General features: G+C 54.5%; 24 protein-coding genes, 2 tRNA genes and 1 pseudogene. 18 read left to right on the top strand and 9 right to left on the bottom strand.

All coding sequences use genetic code 11. The features are described 5' to 3' along the window. Nucleotides 1–8: 8 nt before the first annotated feature. From G512_RS20835 to rpmH, 6 genes are all read right to left on the bottom strand, one after another. Nucleotides 9–947, bottom strand: coding sequence for an EAL domain-containing protein (locus G512_RS20835; protein ID WP_028481763.1), 939 nt, complete (start codon nucleotides 945–947; stop codon nucleotides 9–11). A gap of 248 nt (nucleotides 948–1,195) precedes the next feature. Next, nucleotides 1,196–1,843, bottom strand: coding sequence for a ribosome biogenesis GTP-binding protein YihA/YsxC (gene yihA / locus G512_RS0111010; RefSeq protein WP_036489563.1), 648 nt, complete (start codon nucleotides 1,841–1,843; stop codon nucleotides 1,196–1,198). 47 nt (nucleotides 1,844–1,890) lie between these two features. Continuing rightward, nucleotides 1,891–2,529 carry a CatB-related O-acetyltransferase gene (locus tag G512_RS0111005; protein ID WP_028481761.1) on the bottom strand — a complete coding sequence of 213 codons (639 nt, stop codon included), beginning with the start codon at nucleotides 2,527–2,529 and terminating at the stop codon, nucleotides 1,891–1,893. A gap of 219 nt (nucleotides 2,530–2,748) precedes the next feature. After that, nucleotides 2,749–4,560, bottom strand: coding sequence for a membrane protein insertase YidC (gene yidC / locus G512_RS0111000; protein WP_028481760.1), 1,812 nt, complete (start codon nucleotides 4,558–4,560; stop codon nucleotides 2,749–2,751). Beyond that, nucleotides 4,550–4,993, bottom strand: coding sequence for a ribonuclease P protein component (gene rnpA / locus G512_RS20830; protein WP_081657454.1), 444 nt, complete (start codon nucleotides 4,991–4,993; stop codon nucleotides 4,550–4,552). Before rnpA ends, yidC begins: the two co-directional genes overlap by 11 nt. Nucleotides 4,994–5,058: 65 nt before the next feature. Continuing rightward, nucleotides 5,059–5,193, bottom strand: a complete 135-nt coding sequence (rpmH, locus tag G512_RS22410) for a 50S ribosomal protein L34 (RefSeq protein WP_073833078.1) — start codon at nucleotides 5,191–5,193, stop codon at nucleotides 5,059–5,061. A gap of 408 nt (nucleotides 5,194–5,601) precedes the next feature. Between rpmH and G512_RS20825 the strand changes: the two genes are divergently transcribed. From G512_RS20825 to G512_RS20820, 6 genes are all read left to right on the top strand, one after another. Beyond that, on the top strand, nucleotides 5,602–6,435 hold the full coding sequence (locus G512_RS20825; protein ID WP_051269233.1) for a TVP38/TMEM64 family protein: 834 nt from the start codon (nucleotides 5,602–5,604) through the stop codon (nucleotides 6,433–6,435). Between the two features lie 24 nt (nucleotides 6,436–6,459). After that, the gene (locus G512_RS0110985) at nucleotides 6,460–7,881 is read left to right on the top strand and encodes a dihydrolipoyl dehydrogenase family protein (protein ID WP_028481759.1); all 1,422 of its coding nucleotides are present in this window, start codon (nucleotides 6,460–6,462) and stop codon (nucleotides 7,879–7,881) included. Nucleotides 7,882–7,961: 80 nt separating this feature from the next. Further along, nucleotides 7,962–9,491 (top strand): sensor histidine kinase, encoded by a 1,530-nt coding sequence (locus G512_RS0110980; RefSeq protein WP_208975001.1) that lies wholly within the window; start codon nucleotides 7,962–7,964, stop codon nucleotides 9,489–9,491. A 201-nt stretch (nucleotides 9,492–9,692) separates the two neighbouring features. Continuing rightward, nucleotides 9,693–9,769 (top strand) — tRNA-Arg (locus tag G512_RS0110975). Nucleotides 9,770–9,849: 80 nt separating this feature from the next. Further along, nucleotides 9,850–9,926 (top strand) — tRNA-Arg (locus G512_RS0110970). Nucleotides 9,927–10,004: 78 nt separating this feature from the next. Continuing rightward, nucleotides 10,005–10,601: a nitroreductase family protein gene (locus G512_RS20820; RefSeq protein ID WP_051269231.1), complete on the top strand. Its 597-nt coding sequence runs from the start codon at nucleotides 10,005–10,007 to the stop codon at nucleotides 10,599–10,601. Between the two features lie 2 nt (nucleotides 10,602–10,603). On the opposite strand, the gene mog is transcribed toward G512_RS20820, so the two are convergent. Next, nucleotides 10,604–11,128 carry a molybdopterin adenylyltransferase gene (gene mog, locus G512_RS0110960; RefSeq protein WP_028481757.1) on the bottom strand — a complete coding sequence of 175 codons (525 nt, stop codon included), beginning with the start codon at nucleotides 11,126–11,128 and terminating at the stop codon, nucleotides 10,604–10,606. Between the two features lie 272 nt (nucleotides 11,129–11,400). Here mog and G512_RS0110955 point away from each other — a divergent pair, with 272 nt between their 5' ends. Next, the gene (locus G512_RS0110955) at nucleotides 11,401–11,952 is read left to right on the top strand and encodes a heme NO-binding domain-containing protein (RefSeq protein WP_051269229.1); all 552 of its coding nucleotides are present in this window, start codon (nucleotides 11,401–11,403) and stop codon (nucleotides 11,950–11,952) included. Nucleotides 11,953–11,957: 5 nt separating this feature from the next. After that, on the top strand, nucleotides 11,958–13,319 hold the full coding sequence (locus tag G512_RS20815) for an ATP-binding protein (RefSeq protein WP_051269228.1): 1,362 nt from the start codon (nucleotides 11,958–11,960) through the stop codon (nucleotides 13,317–13,319). A 9-nt stretch (nucleotides 13,320–13,328) separates the two neighbouring features. On the opposite strand, the gene G512_RS0110945 is transcribed toward G512_RS20815, so the two are convergent. Beyond that, entirely contained in the window at nucleotides 13,329–13,787 is a 459-nt protein-coding gene (locus G512_RS0110945; protein ID WP_081657453.1) for an NUDIX hydrolase, read from the bottom strand. A 350-nt stretch (nucleotides 13,788–14,137) separates the two neighbouring features. On the opposite strand from G512_RS0110945, the gene kynU reads away from it, so the two are divergent. The 6 genes from kynU to G512_RS0110915 all read left to right on the top strand — a co-directional run bounded on the left by kynU (nucleotide 14,138) and on the right by G512_RS0110915 (nucleotide 20,238). Further along, on the top strand, nucleotides 14,138–15,367 hold the full coding sequence (gene kynU, locus G512_RS0110940; protein ID WP_407636265.1) for a kynureninase: 1,230 nt from the start codon (nucleotides 14,138–14,140) through the stop codon (nucleotides 15,365–15,367). Nucleotides 15,368–15,612: 245 nt separating this feature from the next. Beyond that, on the top strand, nucleotides 15,613–16,386 hold the full coding sequence (locus G512_RS0110935; protein WP_028481753.1) for an ABC transporter ATP-binding protein: 774 nt from the start codon (nucleotides 15,613–15,615) through the stop codon (nucleotides 16,384–16,386). After that, nucleotides 16,383–17,108 carry an ABC transporter ATP-binding protein gene (locus tag G512_RS0110930; protein WP_228130501.1) on the top strand — a complete coding sequence of 242 codons (726 nt, stop codon included), beginning with the start codon at nucleotides 16,383–16,385 and terminating at the stop codon, nucleotides 17,106–17,108. The genes G512_RS0110935 and G512_RS0110930 overlap by 4 nt, the downstream gene beginning before the upstream one ends. 4 nt (nucleotides 17,109–17,112) lie before the next feature. Then, the gene (locus G512_RS0110925; protein ID WP_028481751.1) at nucleotides 17,113–17,985 is read left to right on the top strand and encodes a branched-chain amino acid ABC transporter permease; all 873 of its coding nucleotides are present in this window, start codon (nucleotides 17,113–17,115) and stop codon (nucleotides 17,983–17,985) included. Between the two features lie 11 nt (nucleotides 17,986–17,996). After that, on the top strand, nucleotides 17,997–18,989 hold the full coding sequence (locus tag G512_RS20810) for a branched-chain amino acid ABC transporter permease (protein WP_081657451.1): 993 nt from the start codon (nucleotides 17,997–17,999) through the stop codon (nucleotides 18,987–18,989). A 46-nt stretch (nucleotides 18,990–19,035) separates the two neighbouring features. Further along, nucleotides 19,036–20,238, top strand: coding sequence for an ABC transporter substrate-binding protein (locus tag G512_RS0110915; RefSeq protein WP_028481750.1), 1,203 nt, complete (start codon nucleotides 19,036–19,038; stop codon nucleotides 20,236–20,238). A gap of 63 nt (nucleotides 20,239–20,301) precedes the next feature. Here the strand turns inward: G512_RS0110915 and hemP are convergent, their stop codons facing one another. Then, entirely contained in the window at nucleotides 20,302–20,460 is a 159-nt protein-coding gene (hemP, locus tag G512_RS22405) for a hemin uptake protein HemP (protein WP_073833076.1), read from the bottom strand. A 390-nt stretch (nucleotides 20,461–20,850) separates the two neighbouring features. Here hemP and G512_RS0110905 point away from each other — a divergent pair, with 390 nt between their 5' ends. From G512_RS0110905 to G512_RS22795, 4 genes and pseudogenes are all read left to right on the top strand, one after another. Continuing rightward, nucleotides 20,851–21,567 (top strand): MotA/TolQ/ExbB proton channel family protein, encoded by a 717-nt coding sequence (locus G512_RS0110905; protein ID WP_051269226.1) that lies wholly within the window; start codon nucleotides 20,851–20,853, stop codon nucleotides 21,565–21,567. Further along, nucleotides 21,568–21,975 carry an ExbD/TolR family protein gene (locus tag G512_RS0110900; RefSeq protein WP_028481748.1) on the top strand — a complete coding sequence of 136 codons (408 nt, stop codon included), beginning with the start codon at nucleotides 21,568–21,570 and terminating at the stop codon, nucleotides 21,973–21,975. Further along, nucleotides 21,972–22,370: an ExbD/TolR family protein gene (locus G512_RS0110895; RefSeq protein WP_028481747.1), complete on the top strand. Its 399-nt coding sequence runs from the start codon at nucleotides 21,972–21,974 to the stop codon at nucleotides 22,368–22,370. Before G512_RS0110900 ends, G512_RS0110895 begins: the two co-directional genes overlap by 4 nt. After that, a pseudogene (locus tag G512_RS22795) lies at nucleotides 22,360–22,985 on the top strand (hypothetical protein); the annotation flags it as partial. The gene G512_RS0110895 and the pseudogene G512_RS22795, both read left to right, overlap by 11 nt.

Below are 22,985 nucleotides of genomic sequence, written 5' to 3'. Positions count from 1 at the left end.
CGTCGTTGTCACGCTGGTGCGAATGCAAAACCGTTGATCAGGAGCCGTTCAAACTGGGCTGCTGGTATCGGACGAGAGTATAAAAAACCCTGCACTTCAGTACATCCGATGGCTTTCAACACACGGAGCTGCTCTTGCGTCTCGACGCCTTCCACAGTGACGTCGACGCCAAGTTTTGTGGCCATCTCAACGATACTGGCACAAGTTCTCATCGTTTGGGATGGCTTATCCAGTGATGCAACGAACAGACGATCAATCTTCAAGCGCGAAATCGGGTAATTCAAAACATGTTTGAGTGAGGCAAATCCGGTTCCAAAATCGTCAACAGCAATGCCCACTTCCATGTCGCGCAACTGGTCCAAGTTGCGTGGCAAGTTGGGCAGTCCGTCCAGATCATGGTCTTCCGTCAGTTCCAGTTCCAGAGCAGTAGGTGGAAGCCCGGTGAGTGAAAGGATGCTGGCAACTCGTGCCGGCATGTCACGGCAGGATAGCTGGGCCGCGCATGTGTTTACGCTGACCACAAAATCTGGGGCATGGTCGCACCGCCAGCTTGCAGCCTGCTTACATGCTGTTTCAAGACACCAGTAGCTGACAGAACGACCCAACTCGCCATGGTACAGATGATGTCCAAAAGACTGCGGCGCGAGAATGCCAAGGTCGGGGTGGTTCCATCGGATCAATGCTTCGGCGCCAATGATTTCGTGATCGCTGACGCGAACCTTGGGTTGGTAGAAGACTTCGAACTCTTTCCGGCGGTAGGCTCCTACCAGCTGTGAACTGAACTGATGTTCTTCAAGGCGGAGAGGTGGATTGTCATTTGCCTGCGGAAGCAATCCTGCTTTGCCTGTTGCCTCACCAGAAGGCAGCCTGTCGTCTGCTCTAGACGCTGGAAGGTTTGACGGAATGGCTCCGTAATCCTGCACAGGGATCTGGCTTTTAGGCAGCATGGTTTCGCCTTGTAAATGCACGAAAGTGAACGATCAAATACTATTACTTGATAAGAATGGAGCCCCGAATTGCCCCTAAAGTGTCATGAGGCCACACAGTTTCCGTTGCGTCAATATCTAATTATTAACCACGTTGCTGCATGTGTGCCGGTTCGAAAGCTTAGTCACAACACGGAAAGGGGAATTGTTCTCAGAAGCTGCCCGGATCTGAGAACGTTTGCTCGTATACAGTGGCGAAAGAGATGACTTTATTGCGTGGCCAACTTGTAAATCTCTGCACGGACTTCCGGCAGCCCCCATCCTTTTTCGGAGGAAGTGGCAATCACTTCAGGATAGGCTGCAGGTCGTTTTGAAAGCTTCTCAAGCGTTTCGGTCTTGACGCGTTCAAGTTGTCCGGGCTTGATTTTATCAGCCTTCGTCAAGACCACCTGATAGGCCACCGCAGCCTTGTCGAGAACTTCCATTGCTTCAAGGTCGTTCTTCTTCAATCCGTGGCGGCTATCAATGAGCGTGAAGACCCGGCGCAACGTCGAGCGGCCTTTGAGGTAGTCGAAAACCAGATCAGTCCATGCATCGACCAGCCCCTTCGGTGCTTGGGCGTAGCCATAGCCGGGCATGTCGACAATGGTGATGGGGCTGTCTGGTGCGCCGAAGAAATTCAGCATCTGGGTGCGGCCCGGCGTATTGGACGTGCGGGCGAGCCCCTTGCGTCCTGTAAGGGCGTTGATCAAACTGGACTTGCCAACGTTTGAACGGCCAGCAAATGCGATTTCCGGTTGGCGAAGCGGAGGCAACTGTCCCAGCTCCGCCACCGATGTGATGAAGTCCCACTCCTGCGAAAACAGAAGACGGCCTGCCTCGAGCAGTTCTTTTTGCTTTTCTTCTTCAGGTGTCATGAGACTTTCCAGTTAGATCCGAGCCCGCTTTCATTTCGTCTGTGCTGTTACACTGCGCGCTCCAAAGCCGCAAGATCTGCACCGCGAATTGCGTTGAGGTTTCGTGTTATTTTTTCGATTGGCCAATTCCACCAGGCGATCTCCAACAAACGGCTCGCTTCGTCCGGATGAAAACGCTGCTTGACTACCTTCGCAGGATTGCCCGCGGCAATGGTATAGGCTGGCACATCTTTGGTCACAACCGAATAGGCGCCAATAATGGCACCGCTGCCGATCCGAACCCCCGGCATGATTGTCGCTCCCCGACCAATCCAAACATCGTGTTCGACAATCGTGTCGCCTTTTTGCGAGGTAAGAAAGGTGGACAGGTCCATCCCTTCTTCCCATCCATGACCGAAAATGTTGAACGGATAGGTGGAGATGCCGCCGAGCGCGTGCGTGGCACCGTTCATGATGAACTGAACATCGGTTGCGAGCGCGCAGAACCTGCCTATTTCCAGAGCGTCGCCGATAAAATCAAAATGATAGAGTACGTTTCGCTCCTCGAAGGCGGTGGCGTGCTCCGGGTCGTTATAATAGGTGAAGTCGCCCACTCGAATGGTGGGTCGCGAAATGACGTTTTTCAGAAAAACGGTATGGCTCTCCCCATTCATGGGGAACAGTGCATCAGGGTCTGGGCAAGGCATGACGCCTCCTCAAGATAAGCTGCGATAGTGGTAATTGGCCGCGCGGACTAGGCCCGTGCGGAGCTTGAGATCGGCAGCTTACTTGTTCATTGCCCCAGACTCCTCTTTGGTGGTGGTTAGGTATCGTTCGTGCCACAGGTCAGGCGTTCAGACAAGCCCATCAGGCAAAAAGAGCGCGGCCAACTGACCGCGCTCTCTTTTCATCATTTGATAGATGTCTTACTTCGCATCCCCTCCTTGGGAGGATTTGCGGCCAAACATGTTCTTCAGGTTGTCGAACAGCTCCAGCTTGACACCCTGGCGGCGCATGATGACGCCCTGCTGCAGGATGGACAGGAAGTTGTTCCACGCCCAGTAGATCACCAGACCAGCCGGGAATGTGGCCAGCATAAAGGTGAACAGTACCGGCATCCAGTTGAATATCATCTGCTGTGCCGGTTCGGCTGGTGCAGGGTTCATCTTCATTTGCAGGAACATGGTGACACCCATGATCAGCGGCCAGACGCCAATCATCAACATCGCTGGCGGATCCCACGGGATCATACCGAACAGATTGAAGATGGTTGTCGGATCAGGCGCCGACAAATCCTGAATCCAGCCAAAGAACGGCGCATGGCGCATTTCAATGGTGACGAACAGCACCTTGTACAGCGAGAAGAAGACCGGGATCTGGATCACGACTGGCAAACAACCGGCCAGTGGATTGATTTTCTCGGTCTTGTAAAGCTCCATGAGAGCTTGCTGCTGCTTTTGCTTGTCGTCCTTGTACTTTTCCCGGATCTCGTTCATCTGCGGCTGCACGAGCTTCATTTTGCTCATGGAGACGTAGGATTTGTTGGCGAGCGGGAAGAACAGTGCCTTTACGAGGACGGTCACCAGCAGGATGGCAACGCCAAAGTTGCCTACCAGTGTGTACAGCGCATCAATCAACCAGAACATCGGCTTGGTGATGAAGTAGAACCATCCCCAGTCGATCATGAGATCGAAGTTCAAGATGTTCTTGGTTTCTTCATAGCCGTCAATCAGGCTCGATACCTTTGCGCCGGCGAACAGGTCAGCTGTTGTTTCAGCAACGCCACCGGCGGGAATGGTTACGCCATCGCCCAGATAGTCAGCCTGAAAGTTGTCACTGGCTGGAGAATAGGAAAAGCTCGGCTGGAACTCGGTGCCAGGCGTTGGAATGAGGGTCGCAGCCCAGTACTTGTCGGTAAATCCGAGCCACCCCTGGGCAGCCTTAGCTGGGCGAATGGCACCTTCTTCAGCCAGATCGCTGTAGTCGATTTCTTTCAGGCCTTCTTCGCCAATAACGCCCAGCAGGCCTTCGTGCAGTACGAAGTAGCCGGTTGTTTTGGGTTCGCCTGTACGAACCACCAAGCCGTAAGGATACAGCTTTACATCGCTGTCGGTCGCATTCTCAACGGTCTGGTTGACGGTGAACATGTAGTTCTCGTCAACGCTGATTGTGCGCTTGAAGGCTAAGCCTTCGCCGTTGTCCCATGTCAGGGTCAGTGGGGTTTCAGGCGTGAGTTCCGCGCCATCCTCTACATTCCACAATGTTTCGGATGTCGGCAAGGTCACTTCTGCGCCCGGATCGGCCACCCAGCCATACTCGGCATAGTAAGGTTTGGGGCTGCCCTTGGGAGACAGCAAGATGACCGTATCGCTGGTTGGATCCGTGGTCTGACGGTAATCCTTCAGGTGGAGGTCATCAAAACGACCGCCCAGGAGATTGATGGAACCGGAAAGCCGCGGCGTGTTCAGCTTGACGCGCTCGGACTGGCTGAGGGCCGCATCACGGTTCAGAACCTGTGACGCTGCCTGTTGGGTGCCTGGTCCTGCAGGTGTTGCGGTAGAGCCATCTGGATTCACGACCGGCGTGGACGAGCCGCTCTGCTGCTCTGTTTCTGCAAGCTGAGCCTGCTGTTCGGCCTGCTGGCGTTCGAGTTGTGGGCCGGCGTAAAAAAACTGCCATGCGAGCAGCACGCCGAGCGACAACACAATCGCCAGAATCATATTGCGATTATCGTTCATCGACTAGATCACTCGTGTTTGAACTGGTGAATGTTTGCACCCGCGTCCGCGATGAGGAGCGGGTCGCGCCTGTTGCGGCTCGCTCACCTCCACCCTTACGCGGTTTCGGTTTCTTGAATGCGTTATATATGCTGCCGGAGAGGTCTTGAACCAGTTTGTCGAAGGGTTGTGACAACGCACCGCGCCGCCCAATGAGCACATAGTCCGCCCCATCTTCTGCTGCCCTTGGGCCTGCAATGGCAATGGCGGCTCTCAATCGGCGCTTAATCCGATTCCGCTCGACAGCATTTCCGGTCTTTTTCGTGACCGTGTAACCGACCCGTGGGTCGCCGCAGCCCCTTGTTTTGGCTGCTTGAAGCACAAAAGCACGCCGAGTTGTCCTTCCGCCTTTGGCAACGGTTAGAAACTCGGAGCGCTTTTTGAGTGTTTTCATTTTGTTAACTGCGGCGGTTGGACTCGAGTAAATACAGGTCATGCCGCCGCTTAGCGTCGCCGAGATTAAGCGCTCAGACGCTTACGGCCCTTGGCACGACGACGAGAAAGCACCTGACGACCGCTCTTGGTTGCCATGCGTGCGCGGAACCCATGACGCCGCTTGCGAACGAGGCGGCTTGGTTGATAAGTACGCTTCATTTTTTTCTACCCAGTGTTCAGGGCTATGGCCCCGAAAAATCTTTCAGTTAGTGCGCACCCCTCAATGCAGCCTTTTCAGGCCGGGTCATCAGTCAAGTGACGGCGAGGGATGTGCATCCTAGTCGAGCGCGCTTATATTAGCCGGAGCCGGTCAAGTCAATATTGAGCCGGACGGAAAATGCGCATTTTGGCGCAGTTCAAGCGTTGTTCTTTGCGCAGGCGCAGGCGGAATTGCGGGAATGGGCATGGACTCGCGTATTTCACAAAAGCCCACGAACCTGTGATTATCCCGGACCCGATAAAAACGCTAGGACTGATGGTAGAGGCAGGCTGGGGGATTCGCTGCGCCGGGTAATCGTCGTCCTGCAGCACTGCACAAGCGAAAGGTGTAAGCGGAAAGGGGCGAGTGTGTCCAACCAGAAAGACAAGGAAAAGGCTGCCAAGGCGGCGGGCGGGCGTAAGGGACGTATGTTGCGATGGATGCCGCTCGGCCTGCTCCTGGTGCTTTTGATACTCGGAGTGTCCCAAGGTTGGCATCATCATTTGTCTCTTAGTGAGATCATTCGGAACAAACAGCTACTGCAAGATTGGGTGGTGAACCATCCGGTACGTATCGCTGTTGTCTACATGACTATTTATATTGTTGCTGTCGCTGTGTCGTTTCCGGGAGCTTCACTTATTACCATTGCCGGTGGCTTCATGTTCGGGTGGCTGTTCGGTGGCATGATGACGATAGTCAGCGCCACAATTGGTGCGACGGTTCTTTTTATTGCCGCACGATCTTCCTTGGGAGCAACGCTGAAGGAACGTGCTGGGCCCTTTATAGGGAAGATGGCCTCCGGGTTCCGCCAGAACGCCTTCAGCTACCTCTTGTTCCTGCGTCTCACGCCCGTTTTTCCGTTTTGGTTGGTGAATATCGCGCCGGCTTTGTTCAATGTGAGTCTACCGACCTATCTGATGGCAACCTTCATCGGCATCTTGCCCGGAACCTTTGCGTATACATTTGTTGGTGCAGGGCTTGGCAGTGTTGTCGAGGCTCAGGAAGCGCTCAATCCCGGCTGCGCTGCCGCAGGGACCTGCGAGATCGAGTTGCGTGCTCTCATTACGCCGGAGATTGTCTGGGCGTTGATTGCATTGGGCATTGTGGCTTTGATACCGGCGTTAACCAATCATTTGCGCCAAAGGCTTGCCGCGCAGGGTGGAGCCGGTGAACCTCATGTTAATCGCGATAATAACCGATAGATTGTATCGGCATCAGGAAAAGGCATGGCAACAAACACTCTCACCCCGGACATTTGTGTCATTGGAGCAGGGTCTGCCGGTCTGACGGTCGCAGCTGCTGCCGCGGCATTTGGGGTCGACGTTGTCCTGATCGAGAAGGGCAAAATGGGCGGCGACTGCCTTAACTATGGATGCGTGCCATCGAAAGCTCTGATTGCGGCTGGCAAGGCAGCGCAGGCTCATAGAACCTCCGAGAAGTATGGTGTTGAGGCGAACGAACCCTCGATCGATTTCTCAAAGGCCAACGCTCATCTTCGCAGTGTCATCGCTGCCATTGAGCCACACGATTCCGAAGAACGTTTTGAAGGATTGGGTGTAACCGTCATCAAGGCTGAAGCACGTTTTGTCGATGCGAATACGGTCGAGGCTGGCGAGGTAGCAATACGGGCCCGGCGTTTTGTTATCGCCACGGGATCATCCGCATTTGTGCCTCCGCTTCCCGGTTTGGAGACGCTGCCTTACCTTACCAATGAAACGCTCTTTGAGCTGACGCGAACTCCGGAGCATTTGTTGATTGTTGGCGGTGGACCGATTGGTATGGAAATGGCTCAGGCTCATCGACGGCTCGGCGCGAAGGTCACGGTGGTGGAAGCGGCTCGCGCGCTTGGGGCGGCCGATCCTGAGTTTGCCTCTCTGGTTCTGGATAAACTGCGTGCAGAAGGGGTGGCTATAATGGAGGGCGTGAAGGTAAAGCGCCTGGAGAAAGTGAATGGGGGCGTGCGTGCTTTTCTTGACGCCACACGCACACTTGACGCTTCCCACATTCTCATCGCGGCAGGACGAGTTGCAAATACAAAAGGGCTTGGCCTTGAGGCTGCCGGCATTGCGACCCATGCCAACGGCATCAAGGTTGATGATAGGCTGAGGACTTCCAACAAAAAGGTATATGCCATTGGTGATGTCATCGGCGGACAGCAGTTCACCCATTTGGCTGGCGCACACGCGTCGTTGGTGGTTCGCTCGCTGCTTTTCCGGTTGCCCGTCAACCATCACCGCCTTGTCGTGCCGGCTGTTACCTACACGGACCCGGAGCTTGCGCATATTGGAATGCAAGAGGCTGAGGCACGCGAGGCTCATGGCAATAAACTTAAGGTCTTGACCGCAGAGTTCTCCGGCAATGACAGGGCCCTCACAGAGGGACAGGCTGAAGGCAAGGTCAAGCTTTTGGTCGGCAAAGGCGGCAGGTTGGTGGGAGCTGATATCGTCGGGCCCCACGCGGGAGAGCTTCTTGCTCCTCTTGCGCTGATGATATCGCGGCGGCTTCACATCAAGGCGCTTCTGGATTTGACGTTACCATACCCAACGCTGTCTGAAGTTCTCAAGCGGGCTGCGCTTTCCTACTATGCTGGAGCTGCGGAAAAACCGTGGATCCGCCGGGTCCTCGCTTTACTTCGCAAATTCGGTTGAAGGTCAAAGATTTGGCAAGTTGCGGTGTTACGGTTATCTGGTAGAACTGACAAGCCAAGCCTCAGAATGAAGTGGGAACCGTGCAGGACCGGCATCGCATCGAAGCAGACAAGCAGGCGCACCAAACTGTGCAACGTCCATCTGGACGGCGCATGGGCTTTGGGTTGTCCAGCAAGCTGCTGGTGCTGACCATTTTGTTTGTGATGCTCAGCGAAGTGCTGATCTTTGTTCCGTCCATTGCCAACTTTCGCAATACGTGGCTGCAGGATAAACTGGCGGTTGCTGGCGTTGCAGGTGCATTGATTGAGGATGCCGGTTCGGTCTCTGCCGGGGTGCAGCAAGAACTGCTTGATGCCACAGGCGCTGTGGCGATCTCCCTCAATCACGAGGGTATGCGACGACTGATCGCCATGAACGAGCCTCCGGAAGGCATTGCAGACACGATTGTCATGGAGAATGAGACGCCGTGGTCCGCCATCGCCTGCAGCTTTCAGACGTTGATTGGCGTGAAAACCGGCAATCTTCGTGTAATTGGTGATGTGCGAATGGGCGGCGGGCAGGTGGATATGGTCATTCCGATCGCCAACATGCGACGAGATCTGTTGGCCTATTCGCTCAACATTCTACAGCTATCGCTGGTTATTTCCATTATTACCGCAACTTTGGTGTATTCATCGCTGCGCTGGCTATTCCTTCGGCCCATGCAGCGCCTGACCGCATCAATGGCGCGATTTGCGCGTGAACCCGAGGACAAGGTTGCGATCATCCAGCCAAGTGGGAGAGCAGACGAACTGGGCGAAGCCGAGCGTCAATTGGCCGAGATGGAAACCAAGCTCAATCAGGCCCTCAAGCAGCAACGAAAACTTGCAGATCTTGGCCTTGCGGTTTCAAAGATCAACCATGACTTGCGCAACATTCTCTCCTCAGCACAGCTGTTCATCGAGCGCCTGGAGGGCTTGCCGGACCCAACGGTACAACGTATCGCGCCCAAGCTTTTGGCCACTCTGGACCGAGCAACGGGCTATACCAAAGCGGTTATGTCCTATGGCAAGGCTCAGGAAGCAGCCCCCAACATTCGGGTAATTCGTCTGGCGGATATCATCTCGGATGTGGAGGATGTGTTGGGGATCGGCACCAACTCTGATATTCGCTTTGAAAGTGCGATCTCGCAGGACTTCGAAATTGACGCCGACCCTGAGCAGATTTTCCGCGTGATCATGAACCTGTGTCGCAATGCCTTGCAGGCCATGCAAGAAGACAAGACCGTCGACATCTCTGTCATCAAACGCATATCGATCGCGGCAGAGGAAAAAGGCAATACGGTCGAAATCATTGTGTGTGATACGGGGCCGGGAGTGCCTGATCACCTGCGTGAGAACCTGTTTCGGGCATTCCACACCGCCGGAAAATCAGGCGGAACCGGTTTGGGGCTCGCGATCGCCGCGGAAATCGTCAAGGCCCATGAAGGCACACTCACCTTGCGCGACCAGGCCGGTCCCGGGGCCTGTTTTGTCATCACGCTGCCACACCATCAACGCCCCACACAGAAGAGCAAGATTGCCCGGCTGTTTCCCAAGGATGCAAATGGCCGCCTACGGAAAGAGCCGTAGACGAGGCCGGGATTCCTCTTAAATAACAAGCAATAAGCCGCGTGGTCCGAGGATGGCTCGCCAAATGCCCACAGGTTCGCCAGCTCCGATAGTCGTTTTTCCCCAAAACGAGTGGAGTGACAAAAAAAAGATACAAAAGCGCTTGCCAACCGTCGGTATCGGGGATAGATAGAGCCCCGTTCCGCACGGAACACACGGCCTGCACCGGTAGCTCAGCTGGATAGAGCACCAGACTACGAATCTGGGGGTCGGGGGTTCGAATCCTCCCCGGTGCGCCATTTCTTCAAGTCTTCTTTCTCAAGTTGTCTTGTTGAAGCGTCGCATAGCCATTAAGGTCGGGCGCAACACATTGTTATATGCACCGGTAGCTCAGCTGGATAGAGCACCAGACTACGAATCTGGGGGTCGGGGGTTCGAATCCTCCCCGGTGCGCCACTTCCCCAAAAATCAAAATTGGTTAAAAAGCTTGCATGTAGCGTTTATGGCTGCCCTATTGCGTGGCAAAGTGCTGGCATGACAGCAAAAAACCCAAGCGATCTCTTTTTGAATCTCATGAACTGCATGGCGCGACGTCGCTCGGCATCGCTTAAATCCATGAGGCCGCCGGGGCTCTCGCCCGATCAAGTGCACCAGTTGATATGTGCCGCAAGCACGGCGCCTGATCATGGAGGCCTCAAGCCCTTCAGATTCATCGAGGTAACGCCGAAAGGCCGCCAGCGCCTGGCGGAGCTGTTCGAAGCGGTCGAGCACCAAAACAATCCGGACGTCACGCCGGATCGGATTGCTCGTGTCCGTGAGAAGGCCTTCCGAGGTCCAACACTTCTTATCATGATTGGTGCTGTCAAGGACGATCTGGAAACCGGTATTCCGCAGGATGAGCAATTGATCGCCGCAGGTGCGGCGTTGCAAAACATGCTCCTGACCGCAACCGCATTGGGGTTTTCAAGTCGCATAACCACAGGCCGGGCCGCGCGCTCCGATATTTTCCGCAACGGCCTTGAACTGGGGCCTCATGAGAGGTTTCTCTGCTTCATCTCACTTGGAATGAGTGACAATCCCAAACCAGCGCGAGAGCTGGACGCACCTCAGGGTGCGCTGTCTTTTTTCTGAGGTTATTTCGCTTTCGGTCGAAAGACGTCAATAACATCCGGGTTCGTTTCGATCCGTCCGGCGCCAATGAGATCAAGACAATAGGGTACGGCAGGGAACACGGCATCAAGACAGGTTTTGATTGCTGAAGGTTTGCCCGGTAAATTAATGATGAGGCTCTTGCCGCGAATTCCGGCGGTTTGCCGTGACAGAATCGCTGTGGGGACTTCCTCAAGGCTTACACGCCGCATCAACTCGCCAAAGCCAGCCAGTTCGCGCTCCATGACCAGTGCCATGGCTTCAGGTGTGAGGTCGCGCGGGGCCGGACCAGTGCCGCCCGTGGTAAGGATCAAGTCCGCACCGACCTCATCGCACAACTCTGTCAGGCAGTCACGCACACTTTCAATCCCATCGGGAATGACGCGGGCGATTGGCTCCCAAGGCACTGTCACGGCGGCTTTCATGTAGTCCAGAATGGCTGGGCCGCTCTTGTCCTCATATTCTCCAGAGGTGGCCCGGTCTGAAATGGTTACGGCTGCAATCTTCACTCCATCCTCCGTTTGGTTCGCTTTTCGCCTTGCACTTCCATGCAGTTGACTTGGGTGTTGAGCAGTGTTCTCAAACCTAGGCAGGCGTGACAGGGAGCGCCAGTGATAATCTGTTGATTCCTCTGAAAATCCTCGGGGCGTCCAAACGGGTGCAAGAATTGTGTTTGCCTTCATTCATTTAAAAAACACGCTGTTCGTTAAGGGGATTTTCTCTTTCCTTCCCTAAGGTCATGCCAGAAGCAACGCCCAACCAATAAAAACGAGAGAGGCGGATGATGCTCGGAGTGGTCTTTGCCGAATTCATCGAGATGGTGGAGGAGGAGTTCTCACCTGATGTTGCAGACCAGGTTTTCGAAGCGGTGGAAGATGCCCTGCCCAGTGGAGGCGCGTACACAGCGGTTGGTGAGTACCATCACAGCGAGATCCTCACGCTGATAGCGCAGCTCAGCCAGCAAACCGGAGTACCTGCTGATGAGCTTGTCCAGCGGTTCGGGCAGTATCTGTTTGGTCGCTTTACAGTGCTTTATCCTGAGTTTTTCACGGATGCAGACGATACATTCGCGTTTCTTGCCTCCATCGAAAACTACATTCACCGTGAAGTGCGAAAGTTGTATCCGCATGCCGAGTTGCCGCGTTTCAACTGTTCGGCTCCGGATGAGCGCACACTCATTATGCACTACGAGTCCAAACGACCGTTTGCCAGCCTTGCACATGGTCTCATCCTTGGGTGCATAGATCACTTCGGCCAAAAGGTGGAAGTAGACCTGTTTCAACCAAAGGATCGGCACGGCAGTTCGGCAACTTTTACGCTCAGACGGATCTGATTTTCATGGACGCATACAGGTTCCAGCGCCGACTTGAGCGCGAGCGCAAGGCTCGCAAGGAAGCCGAGCGGCTGTTGGAGGATAAATCACGCGAACTGTATATGGCCAATCAGGCGCTTTCGCACACTCTGGAAGAGCTGGAAGTGCGCATTCTCAAACGCACGGAAGAACTGCGGGAGGCGACCCGCCTCGCTGAAAGCGCCAGTCGTGCAAAGTCTGAATTTCTGGCTAACATGAGCCATGAAATCCGAACCCCGCTGAACGGCATCATTGGTATCAGTCAGTTATTGCTCGAAACCCATCTGGACACGCGCCAACACCAGTTTGCTCAAATGATTCAGGATTCCTCCGGCGCACTGTTGGAGATCATCAACGACATCCTTGATTTCTCGAAGATCGAGGCGGGTCAGATGACCGTTCATGTGGACTATTTCGATCTAAAGGCGTTGCTGCAATCGGTGTTCAACATCAACTACCATCGCGCGGCTACCAAGTGCCTTGAGCTGGACTTGATATATCCAGAGACGCTCCCCACACGCTATATTTCAGATCCCGCCTTGATCCGGCAGATCTTCTCCAACCTTGTCAGCAACGCCGTCAAGTTTACCGAGGAAGGTCGCGTTACAGTAACCGTGGATGACACAACTGAAGTGCTGCTGCGTGGCATCCGGATACAAGTCTCGGACACTGGGATTGGTCTGTCGGAAGACCAATTGCCGTTGATATTTGAAAAGTTCCGGCAAGTGGAGACAGGGTCTGTGCGTCGATACGCTGGCACGGGGCTGGGTCTGGCCATCACCAACTCCCTTGTCGATTTGCTGGACGGGGAGATTAGTGTTGTCTCTGCCCTCGGAGAAGGGACCACCTTTTCCGTTGAATTGCCATTGGTGCCTGATGACCAACGCCGAACCGTGATCGAACATGAGCCACAGACGGCTGCCAGTCGAAATAAAGAGAAGCTGACCATTCCAGAGGGCGCGCGTGTGCTATTGGTTGAAGATACACCGACAAATCAACTGGTGATGAAAGCCTACCTCGACACGGAGCCAGTGGACGTGGTGCTGGCTGGCGATGGCAAATCCGCCGTTGAGGTGTTTCGCCACTACCAGCCAGACTTGATCTTCATGGACGTATCCATGCCGGAAATGGATGGATATGAGGCCACGCGTTTGATTCGTGACATAGAGCGGGATGAAAAGCGCGCGCCTTGCCACATCATCGCTTTGACAGCAAATGCCACAGAGGAACATCGCCGCAAATGCATTGCGGCAGGTATGGATGACTATTTGGCCAAACCAGTTGCAAAGGGAAGCATTATGCAAAAATTACATGAGTGGCTTGGTCAGGACGCCGCAAACCAAGGTTGACGCCAAGGGTCAACTGGTCAGGATGTCTTCCCATTCCAATAGCAGCTCTTTCAAACCGTCCTCGTCAACCAGATCTACGGCCTCGGTAAACGAAAACCACTGACGGCATCTCTCGTCTTTTTCGGGCCACTTCTTGACTTCGCCTTTTACCTTCAAAGGAAAAACGCTCACCTCGCACAGAACTGGATCTCGGTCACTGCGCAGTTTCAGGTAGTGGTAGCTGCCGATTTTTCTGGTGCCGATCTTGCCCTTGATGCCAGCTTCTTCAAAAGCTTCCTGCTCCGCCGCTTCAGGGTCCGACTTACCCTTCATGGGCCAGCCTTTGGGAATGATCCAGCGTTTTGTTTCCCGCGAGGTGATAAGCATGATCTCAGGCCGCCCCTTCTTGCCCATGCGGAAAGGCAGCGCGGCGCACTGTTCCCCTTCTTCGAAAAATGGGCGTTTTGAATGGGCGATGGGTTTGCTCATCCCTTGTATTCCTCATCAGACCCGTTTCCCGGCGTCTGGGTTATTAGTGAATAATATTTGTCTAGATATCTGGCCAAATACTATTTTTCTCAAGTGCGGTAAAACACGGAAATATATCAAAAAACCAAAAATTTCCGCAGCGTACAGGCTGTCCACAAGGTTTCTGAGGCGACAAATTCCAAAAACGGCAGGTGGATTGAGGCCACCTATTTTTCTTGAGAATTTCTCGCCAACGTCCCCTTAAAATGTACTTGCCCTCACCAACGTATACCGGAAAACTGCTTACAAATGCAAATTTGCCGCAGGTGGGTGGCTTGTTGCTAGCTATAAATAACGGGGAACTATCGACGGTGAGTAGTCAAAAGAACGTGACTGTGCGTCCAACCAAAACGGACTTTACGGCAACCAAGACCCGGTTCAATCTTCCGGAAAATGTCATTTATCTGGATGGAAACTCTTTGGGCGCCTTGCCAAAAGGAGTGGCTGAGCGGGTTCAGCGTGTGGTCAATGACCAGTGGGGCACAAGTCTCATCCGTGGGTGGAATGATCATGGATGGATTCACACTCCAAGCACCATTGGGGACCGTATTGGTCAACTGATCGGCGCTGCGCCGGGTACGGTGCTATGTACAGACAACACCTCCATCAACGTGTTCAAGGTTTTGGGGGCTGCACTGAAACTGCGTCCAGACCGCAAAGTAATTCTCTCTGATACCGGGAATTTCCCCACGGACCTCTACATGGCGCAGGGATTGAACCAGCTATTGGATGCAGGGCACGAATTGAAGCTGGTCGCGCCCGAAGAGGTAGAGGCGGCGCTCGATGACACCATCGCGGTCATGATGGTGACGGAGGTTGACTATCGCACAGGCCGTCGTCATGACATGAAGCACCTCACAAAAGCTGCACACGACGCTGGAGCTTTGGCGATTTGGGACCTTGCCCATTCCGCAGGTGCCTTTCCAGTCAAATTGGACGCATGTGATGCGGATTTTGCCATTGGCTGTGGCTACAAATACCTCAATGGCGGTCCTGGGGCGCCTGCCTTTGTTTACGCCAACAAGAAACATCATGAAACCATGCGCACCCCTCTCGCTGGATGGTGGGGGCATGCAGCGCCGTTTGATTTTGACCTGAACTATCGACCTGCCTCCGGCATTGACCAGATGCGGGTAGGTACAGCGCCTATTCTGGCAATGGCTGCTATGGATGCAGCTTTGGATCTTTGGGATGATGTGGATCTGGAAGACATTCGCACGCGTTCCGTCGATCTGTGTGAGTTGTTCATCGCTGAAGTGGAAGCGCGTTGTCCGGAGCTTGAGCTTGCAAGTCCACGAGACGCGAATGTGCGCGGCTCCCAGGTGTCTTTCCGCTCGCAGAACGGGTACGCCGTCATGCAGGCGTTGATCGCAGCGGGTGTGATTGGTGATTTCCGGGCGCCAGATATCATCCGTTTCGGCTTCACGCCACTTTACATCTCGCTCGAAGATGTTGTGCGAGCTGCTGAAATTCTTGAAGATACGCTCAAGTTCCGCAAATGGGACAAGCCGGAATACAGTGTTCGGGCTGCGGTGACCTAACGGCCTGAACGGCTTGTCTGGTGTGGGACAAGAACATAGCCAATGGAACTAGGCGGCCAGCCGCCGGTTTCGCTGGCAACGCTACGCAAAAACCGTTAGAAATTCGAATACTACTATAAATTCAGAGGAAACATTCGGGCTTTGGCTGGGCGATCGGCATTTCAGGTCATCAGGCAGAGGATCGAGTGGGGGAACAGGGGCAGAGCCAATAACAAAATACGGCCTGCCTCGCATGGGGAGACAAGATGCTGGACGTCAAGGAGCTGACGATGAGCTTCGGCGGCTTTCGGGCTGTCGATCACTGTTCGTTTTCAGTGGACGCGGGAACCATCACCGGTCTTGTTGGGCCGAATGGGGCAGGCAAGACAACACTGTTCAATCTGATTGCTGGTGCATTTCAACCTTCGTCGGGGACGATCCGCTTTCAAGGCGAGGACGTTACCAAACTCAGCACAGACGAGCTGTTTCATCGCGGCTTGGTGCGTACCTTTCAAATCCCGCATGAATTTCATCGACTCTCCACGCTCGAGAATCTGATGCTGGTGCCGCCCAAACAATCAGGTGAAAGCCTTTTGTCCAACTGGTTGCGTTTCGGCGCGGTGCGTGCGCAGGAAGAGGTGGTGCGTCAACGGGCCATGGAAACGCTTGAGTTTCTGGAGTTGACCCACGTTGCCACGGAACGGGCCGGGAATCTGTCCGGGGGGCAGAAGAAGTTGCTGGAGTTGGGTCGAACGATGATGACCGACGCCAAGCTTGTGTTGCTTGATGAGCCTGCCGCAGGGGTTAACCGCACATTGCTTAGAAAACTGGAAGAGAAAATCCAGATCCTCAATCAGGAGCGTGGCTACACGTTCATTCTGATTGAGCATGACATGGAAATGATCGAAAAGCTTTGCGACCCGGTGATTTGTATGGCTGAAGGGCAGGTGCTGATTTCTGGCGACTTCCAGACGGTTCGTTCAGATCCGCGAGTTCTGGAAGCCTATCTGGGCGAAGTCGCATACGGGGAGACAGCATGATGCTGCATACTCCCGTAACGGATATTCTGTCCATGAGCGACGTGCGAGGGGGGTATGGCGATGCTGATGTGCTCCACGGCGTGTCGTTGAATGTGGCTGACAAGGAAATTGTTGTCATCGTTGGACCGAACGGCGCCGGTAAATCAACGGCGATGAAAGCCATCTTCGGCTTGCTGAAGGTGCGTGGTGGAACCATTCTTTTCAACGGGACTGATATTGCCGGGTGGAAACCTAACCGCATTGTCCAGCATGGCGTTTGTTATGTGCCTCAGGTCAATAACGTTTTCCGCGAAATGACGGTTCATGAAAACCTTGAGATGGGCGGCTTTCTGTCAAAGGGTGATCTGTCAGCGGCCTATGATCGCGTTTACGGGTTGTTTCCGGACTTACGCGAACGGCGCCGGGCTTTGGCGGGCAATCTCTCTGGTGGTCAACGGCAGATGGTTGCCATGGGCCGGGCGTTGATGTTGGATCCGAAGCTTTTGTTGCTGGATGAGCCCACGGCTGGCTTGTCTCCCAAGTACATGGAACAGATTTTCGAGATCGCGCGCGGTGTACGCGATGCGGGCGTCTCCATTCTCTTGGTTGAACAACACGCCAAACAGGCATTGGCTTTCGCTGATCGCGGATATGTCCTTGCGGCCGGTCAAAACCGGCACGAGGGACGCGCGGCAGATCTTCTGGCCGACCGTGAAGTCGCTGAAATGTTCCTGGGTGGGTGATCACATGACTTTCATGGACCTCATAAATTTCTATTTTGTGCCGGGGGTCGTTCTGGGCTCCATTTACGCGTTGGGCGCTGTCGGGATTACACTGGTTTTTGGTATCTTGCGCTTTGCTCATCTTGCACACGGCGATCTGGCAACTTTTGGTGCGTTTGCAGCCTTGGCCTTTGTCACAGCTTTAGGGGTGAGCGTTTGGGTGGCCCTCCCGCTTGCGATGGTTGCAGCGGGTGCCGTCGCGATTGGCCTTGACCGTTATTTCTACGACTATCTGCGGGAGCGGCCCAAAATCCTGACTGTGATGGCCTCGCTTGGTATTGCACTGATGTTGCGCGCCATCGTTCAGGTGTTTTGGGGCGTGGATACGGAAACCTACACGCGCGGCATTGTGCGCCCCGAAAGCTATTGGGGACTGCGCATTCGGGATCGCGAGCTCTACACATTCGTGGCCATGTTCGCGATTGTTGGTGTGCTCTGGGTGTTTTTGCAAAACACCAAGTGGGGCAAGGCCATGCGTGCCATGTCCGATAATCCGGATTTGGCTCTTCTGTCCGGCGTCGATAACCGCAAGGTGACCATGCTGACATGGGCCATTGTCGGAATGTTGTGTGCGGCGGCGGGTTTCTTCCTTGGCTTGAACACTGAGCTCAAGGCGTTGATGGGCTGGACGATGCTGCTCCCCATGTTTGCCGCTGCCATTCTGGGCGGTGTGGGGCGCGTGGAAGGTGCCGTTATCGGCGGACTCATCATCGGTGTGGTGGAAGAAATGTCGGTTCTTGTCATTCCAAGCGAATACAAGGCGGCGCTGGCCTTCGCTATTCTGTTGCTCATTCTGCTTGTGCGCCCCACCGGGCTGCTCAAAGGCAAGGTCCTTTAGGGAGGTCGCTCATGGAACTCATCGGACTTGCCAACTATGCAGTGTACATGGCGATATTCATCGGCATATACGCCATCCTGGCCTTGGGGCTGAACATTCAATGGGGCTTTACCGGCCTGTTCAATGCCGGCATTGCGGGGTTCTTTGCGGTCGGGGCGTATGCGTCGTCTGTTTTTACCTCGCCCGCCGCTGATGGTCGGTTGGGTGGATATGATCTGCCCATCGTCGTTGGGTGGATTGGGGCCATGGTGTGTGCGGCGTTGATTGCATGGCCCATCGGGAAGGTATGTCTGCGTTTTCGCTCGGATTATCTTGCCATTGCCACGATCGGTGTAGCGGAAATCATCCGCCTTGTCGTGAAATCGGAAGGCTGGATGACAGGTGGCGCGCGCGGCATCAACAACGTGCCAAGGCCGTTTGGCGAGTTGCCGTACTTCCAATCCCAATTGGCCTATTTGGCACTGATCATCGCCGTGGTTGGCTTGGTGTACTTTCTCGTCGAACGTCAGATCAAGGCCCCGTGGGGACGCATGATGCGCGCCATTCGCGACAACGAGGCCGCTGCCGCCGCCATGGGCAAAGATATAGAACAACGCCGCCTTGAAGCCTTTGTGTTCGGGGCCGCGTTGATGGGGTTGGGAGGTGCATTGTTTGCCCACTTCAATCGCTCGATAACGCCCGAAGCCATTGATCCCATGGTTGCGACTTTTCTGATCTGGATCATGTTGATTTTGGGAGGCTCTGGAAACAATCGGGGGGCCATTCTCGGGGTGGCGGTTGTCTGGATTATCTGGTCCATGTCCGAGCTGGTAACAGATCAACTACCTCAGGAATACGCCATCAAGGCCAAGTATATGCGCATCTTCATCATCGGTTTGATGCTTCAGCTGGTGCTGCGCTTTCGGCCGGAGGGCATCCTGCCCGAACCCGATTACAGCAATCACGAAAAAAAGAAGAAGGTGCCTGATGCCAACAAGGCGTCTGATGCATCCGCCGCAGAATAATCCCCGTCTGTGGGGGGAGAATGATACCAATCGGAGGTTAGTGAACATGAAGCTTACGCATCTTGCATTTGCAGCTACTCTTGCCGGTGCTACGGCGCTAACGGCACAATCCGCGCTTGCGGACGTGAAGGTCGGCCTTCTTGGGGGCGTGTCGGGTCCGATCGCCGCCATGGCTCCGCCCATGCTGGACGCTGCTCAGCTGGCCTTTCAGCAGGTGAACGACCAAGGGGGCATTCTGGGTGGACAGTCCATCGAGGCCGTTGTTGGCGACAGCGCCTGCAATCCGCAAAACGGTGTGGATAGCGCGACCAAGCTGGTGAATGTGGAGCAGGTGATCGGCCTTGTTGGTCCTCATTGTTCCGGCGCCGTGTTGGCCGTTGCAAATTCCGTATCGGTTCCGGCGGGCGTTACACTCCTGACGCCATCTGGCACATCCCCGGAAATTACCGGCCTTCAAGACAACGACACTGTCATGCGAACGGTCCCGTCCGATGACTATCAGGGCCGCGCGCTGGCACGTGCGCTTCTCGAGCGTGGCACCAGCAAGGTTGCTGTTGCGTATCTGAACAACGACTATGGCACCGGACTTGCGGAATCCTTCAAGGATGAGTTCGAAGCCAATGGCGGTGCAGTTGCAGGCTACGCCGCGCATGAAGAAGGCAAGGCGTCTTACCGCTCCAACCTAGCCGAGTTGTCTCGTGGTGGTGCCGATACACTTGTAATCTTCGATTATGGAGATGGCACGGGTCTCACCATTTTGCGTCAGGCTTTGGAAAACGGCTTCTTCGAGAACTTCGTTGGCGGTGATGGCATGAAGTCTGAAGCTGTCATCAACGAGCTGGGTGCGGAAAATCTGACGACTTTCGTTGCGTCCTCTCCAGTTGGTACAGCCTCCACCAGCCTTGATCTGTTCCGTGACGCGTTTACCAATGTGGGCGGTGACCCGGATGCCATCTTCGTGACAACATCTTACGACGCAGGTTTCCTGATGGCGCTCGCAATTGAGAAGGCAGGTGGCGACAAGGCCGGAATCGCGACCGCTTTGCGCGAAGTTTCCAATGGCGAGGGAGAGCCGATTCTGCCTGGTGAATGGGAAAAGGCGGTAGGCCTGATCGCTGAAGGCACTGCGATTGATTACAAAGGGGCCTCGGGTGATCTGGACTTCGATGAAAATGGCGATGTGCCGGGCGCATATGCGTTGTTCGAAGTCTCGGAAGACACCTTCAAGTCCATTGGTGAGATCAAGTAGGATCACATCCGCAAGGTGACGAAAGGCCGGTTTCAACAAATGTTGGACCGGCCTTTTTCGTAGCTACTTGGTCAGAATCAGCTTCCCAAGTTTGGTGATGGTCAAGCGATACTCTTCATCGTTATGTGCGATCTTCACTTCGCGCGTTCCTTTGAAAAGTGCCTTACTATCAATCTTTTGAGTGCCATCTGCGCCAGAGTCCTGATGTACGATCTTGTTCACTTATAGCCCCCGCTTCTACGACAAGTTTTAGCGCACCCGGATGCCTCCGGTGATTTATAACTTGACTTTAATAGTCATATTTAAGTACAAAAGCAATGGCTGTTTGCCATTGAGTGTCATTCGCGTCTGGCACTTGGCAACCTTAGTCATGCCCGAACTACGTAGCAAGCCAACCCGCTCCTCCCTCGACGGCCAGCCAGCTACATTTTTCCAGGAACCGCGCTGCCCCTATGAAGCAGCCTGCAAATTGCTGTATTGATTTGCTATGGGTGGACCCTAGCCCTCAAAAGGGCAGGTGCCTTGAAGAGGCAAAGGGCTGCGTTGTTATCCTGAATGGGTATTGAATCGCTGCGTAATGCAAAATGCAAAGAGATCAAAAAGGACTGATCCGTGTTGTCATCTATCACACCGACCGAAACGGCACCCTATCTCGAGCCGATTATCAACTTGCTGGACAAGGGCGGGTTTGTTGTCGGCTTGCTGCTGGTGTTGAGTGTTGCAGCCCTGACATTGATCGTTGCAAAGATGATCCAGTTTCTGCGTGCCGGGCTTGGTCGCCACAAAACCGCCAAGACGGCCGTTGAGCTGTGGCGCAAGGGATACCGCGAGGAAGCCTACAAGTCCGTTCAGCGCCATCGCTCTCCTGTGTCAAACGCTGCGGCGCATACCATGCGCGGTTTGCAGAACAATGCACTGGAGCAATCTCTGGTACGAGAGGATGTGGAGCGGGTTTGCTTGCTGCATTTGAATAGCCTGCGCAGCCATTTCCGGGCTTTGGAAATGATTGCTCAGATTGCACCTCTCCTTGGTCTGTTTGGTACTGTTTTGGGTATGATCGCCGCCTTTCAGGCCATGGCTGATGCAGGTGCGCAGGTCAATCCGTCGGATCTGGCGAGCGGTATATGGGTCGCACTGTTAACAACAGCGGTGGGTCTTGCCGTTGCCATTCCAACTTCCGTCATGCTCACCTTTTTCGAAAGTCGAGTGGAGCGTGAGCAAGCCGCGATGGAAGTCATCGTGACCCATCTGTTCACTGGCGCTGCGACGGAAGACGACCGCGCGGTGGTGTCTGTTCGCAATCGCAAGGCCAAGCTCGAGGTCGCCTGAATGCAACTCGGATCGACCCGGCGGCGCAGCCGAGCACCGTCTCTGACATCGCTGATTGATGTAATTTTTCTTCTGTTGATGTTCTTCATGCTGGCGTCAACCTTTTCAGTCTACCAGCGTATGAATGTCTCCTCGGGAGCAAAGGAGTCCTCCAGTGAAGCCTTGGCTCCCATTGTGGTCATGGTCGCAGGTGATGAACTGGTGATTATAGAAGGTGCCAATGTGTCACTTGATGAGATGGTGTCCGTTATCACTCAAGCTGACACGTCACAGGCACGACCTGTCGCCGTCCTGCCGGGTCCCAAATCCCTTCTTCAAGATGTAATCACAGTGCTTGAACGCCTGTCGGACGCAGGCTTTTCCCCCACATTGGTTGGGTCGGCGCAGACGGCGGGGAGCAGCGAATGAGGCTGAGGACTACCCGCAAAAAAAGTGCTTTCGAAAGCACGATACCGTTGATCAACATCGTATTCTTGATGCTGATCTTTTTTATGGTTGCAGGAACGATCGACAGTGACGTGGCACGAGATATCGACCCACCACAGGTTAGCGCCGAGGATGAACGAGATCGTATCGCGAACGCCCTGGTCGTGGATGAAGCCGGTGTCTTTCACTATCAGGATCAGGTGATTGAGGAGGCCGCTCTGCCTGAAACCGTGCGCCCTGAAGAGGGGGAGCCTCTATTGATCGTAGCCGACCGCAATCTGAAAGGGGCCCAACTGACAGCTATTTTGAAAAAGCTGCAGGCATCCGGGATTGAGCAAATTGAAATCGTCACCGTGAGGGCGGCGAATGAAGGATAAGACACCAGGCCTCGGGTGGGGCGTATTGACAGTGGGACTGATGGTTTCCGTCGGGGCGCATGCGCTGCTTTTATCGCGTTGGCCTGAGGACGAGAAGACCGCAGAAATGCGCGGTGCCGCTGGTATGACCGTGGCATTGGCGGGATCGGTTGAGGATCTGATTGCAGGTCAGGACCAGAACCTTGAGCCGACCGTGAATGAAGAGCCTGCCCCCTTGGAGGAGAAGCAAAGAAAGCCGGATCCAGAGCCAGAGCCCAAAAAACACCAAGAGGATGTCTTGGTGCGTCAATCGGATCCCGATCCGATTGACCTGATCAAACCGGAGCAAAGCCCGGAACCTGATGCCATTGTTGAATCTGTTGAACAGTCAGTCCAGGCGGAGCACTCCGTACCCGAGGCAGAGCAAATAGAAACGCTTCAACTGGGCGATGAAACCGTGGCTTTGGCCTTGCCAGATCCGGTTCATGAACAGGAAAAAGTGCCCGAGAAGCAGACAGAACAGGAAAAACAGAACACTCTTCCAGAGCCAGAGCCAGAGCCAGAGCCAGAGCCAGAGCCAGAGCCAGAGCCAGAGCCAGAGCCAGAGCCAGAGCCAGAGCCAGAGCCAGAGCCAGA

The sequence above is a fragment of the Pseudovibrio exalbescens DSM 16456 genome (assembly GCF_000422785.1).
Taxonomy (GTDB): Bacteria; Pseudomonadota; Alphaproteobacteria; order Rhizobiales; family Stappiaceae; genus Pseudovibrio; species Pseudovibrio exalbescens.
This window is presented reverse-complemented; position numbering and strand designations above follow the sequence as displayed.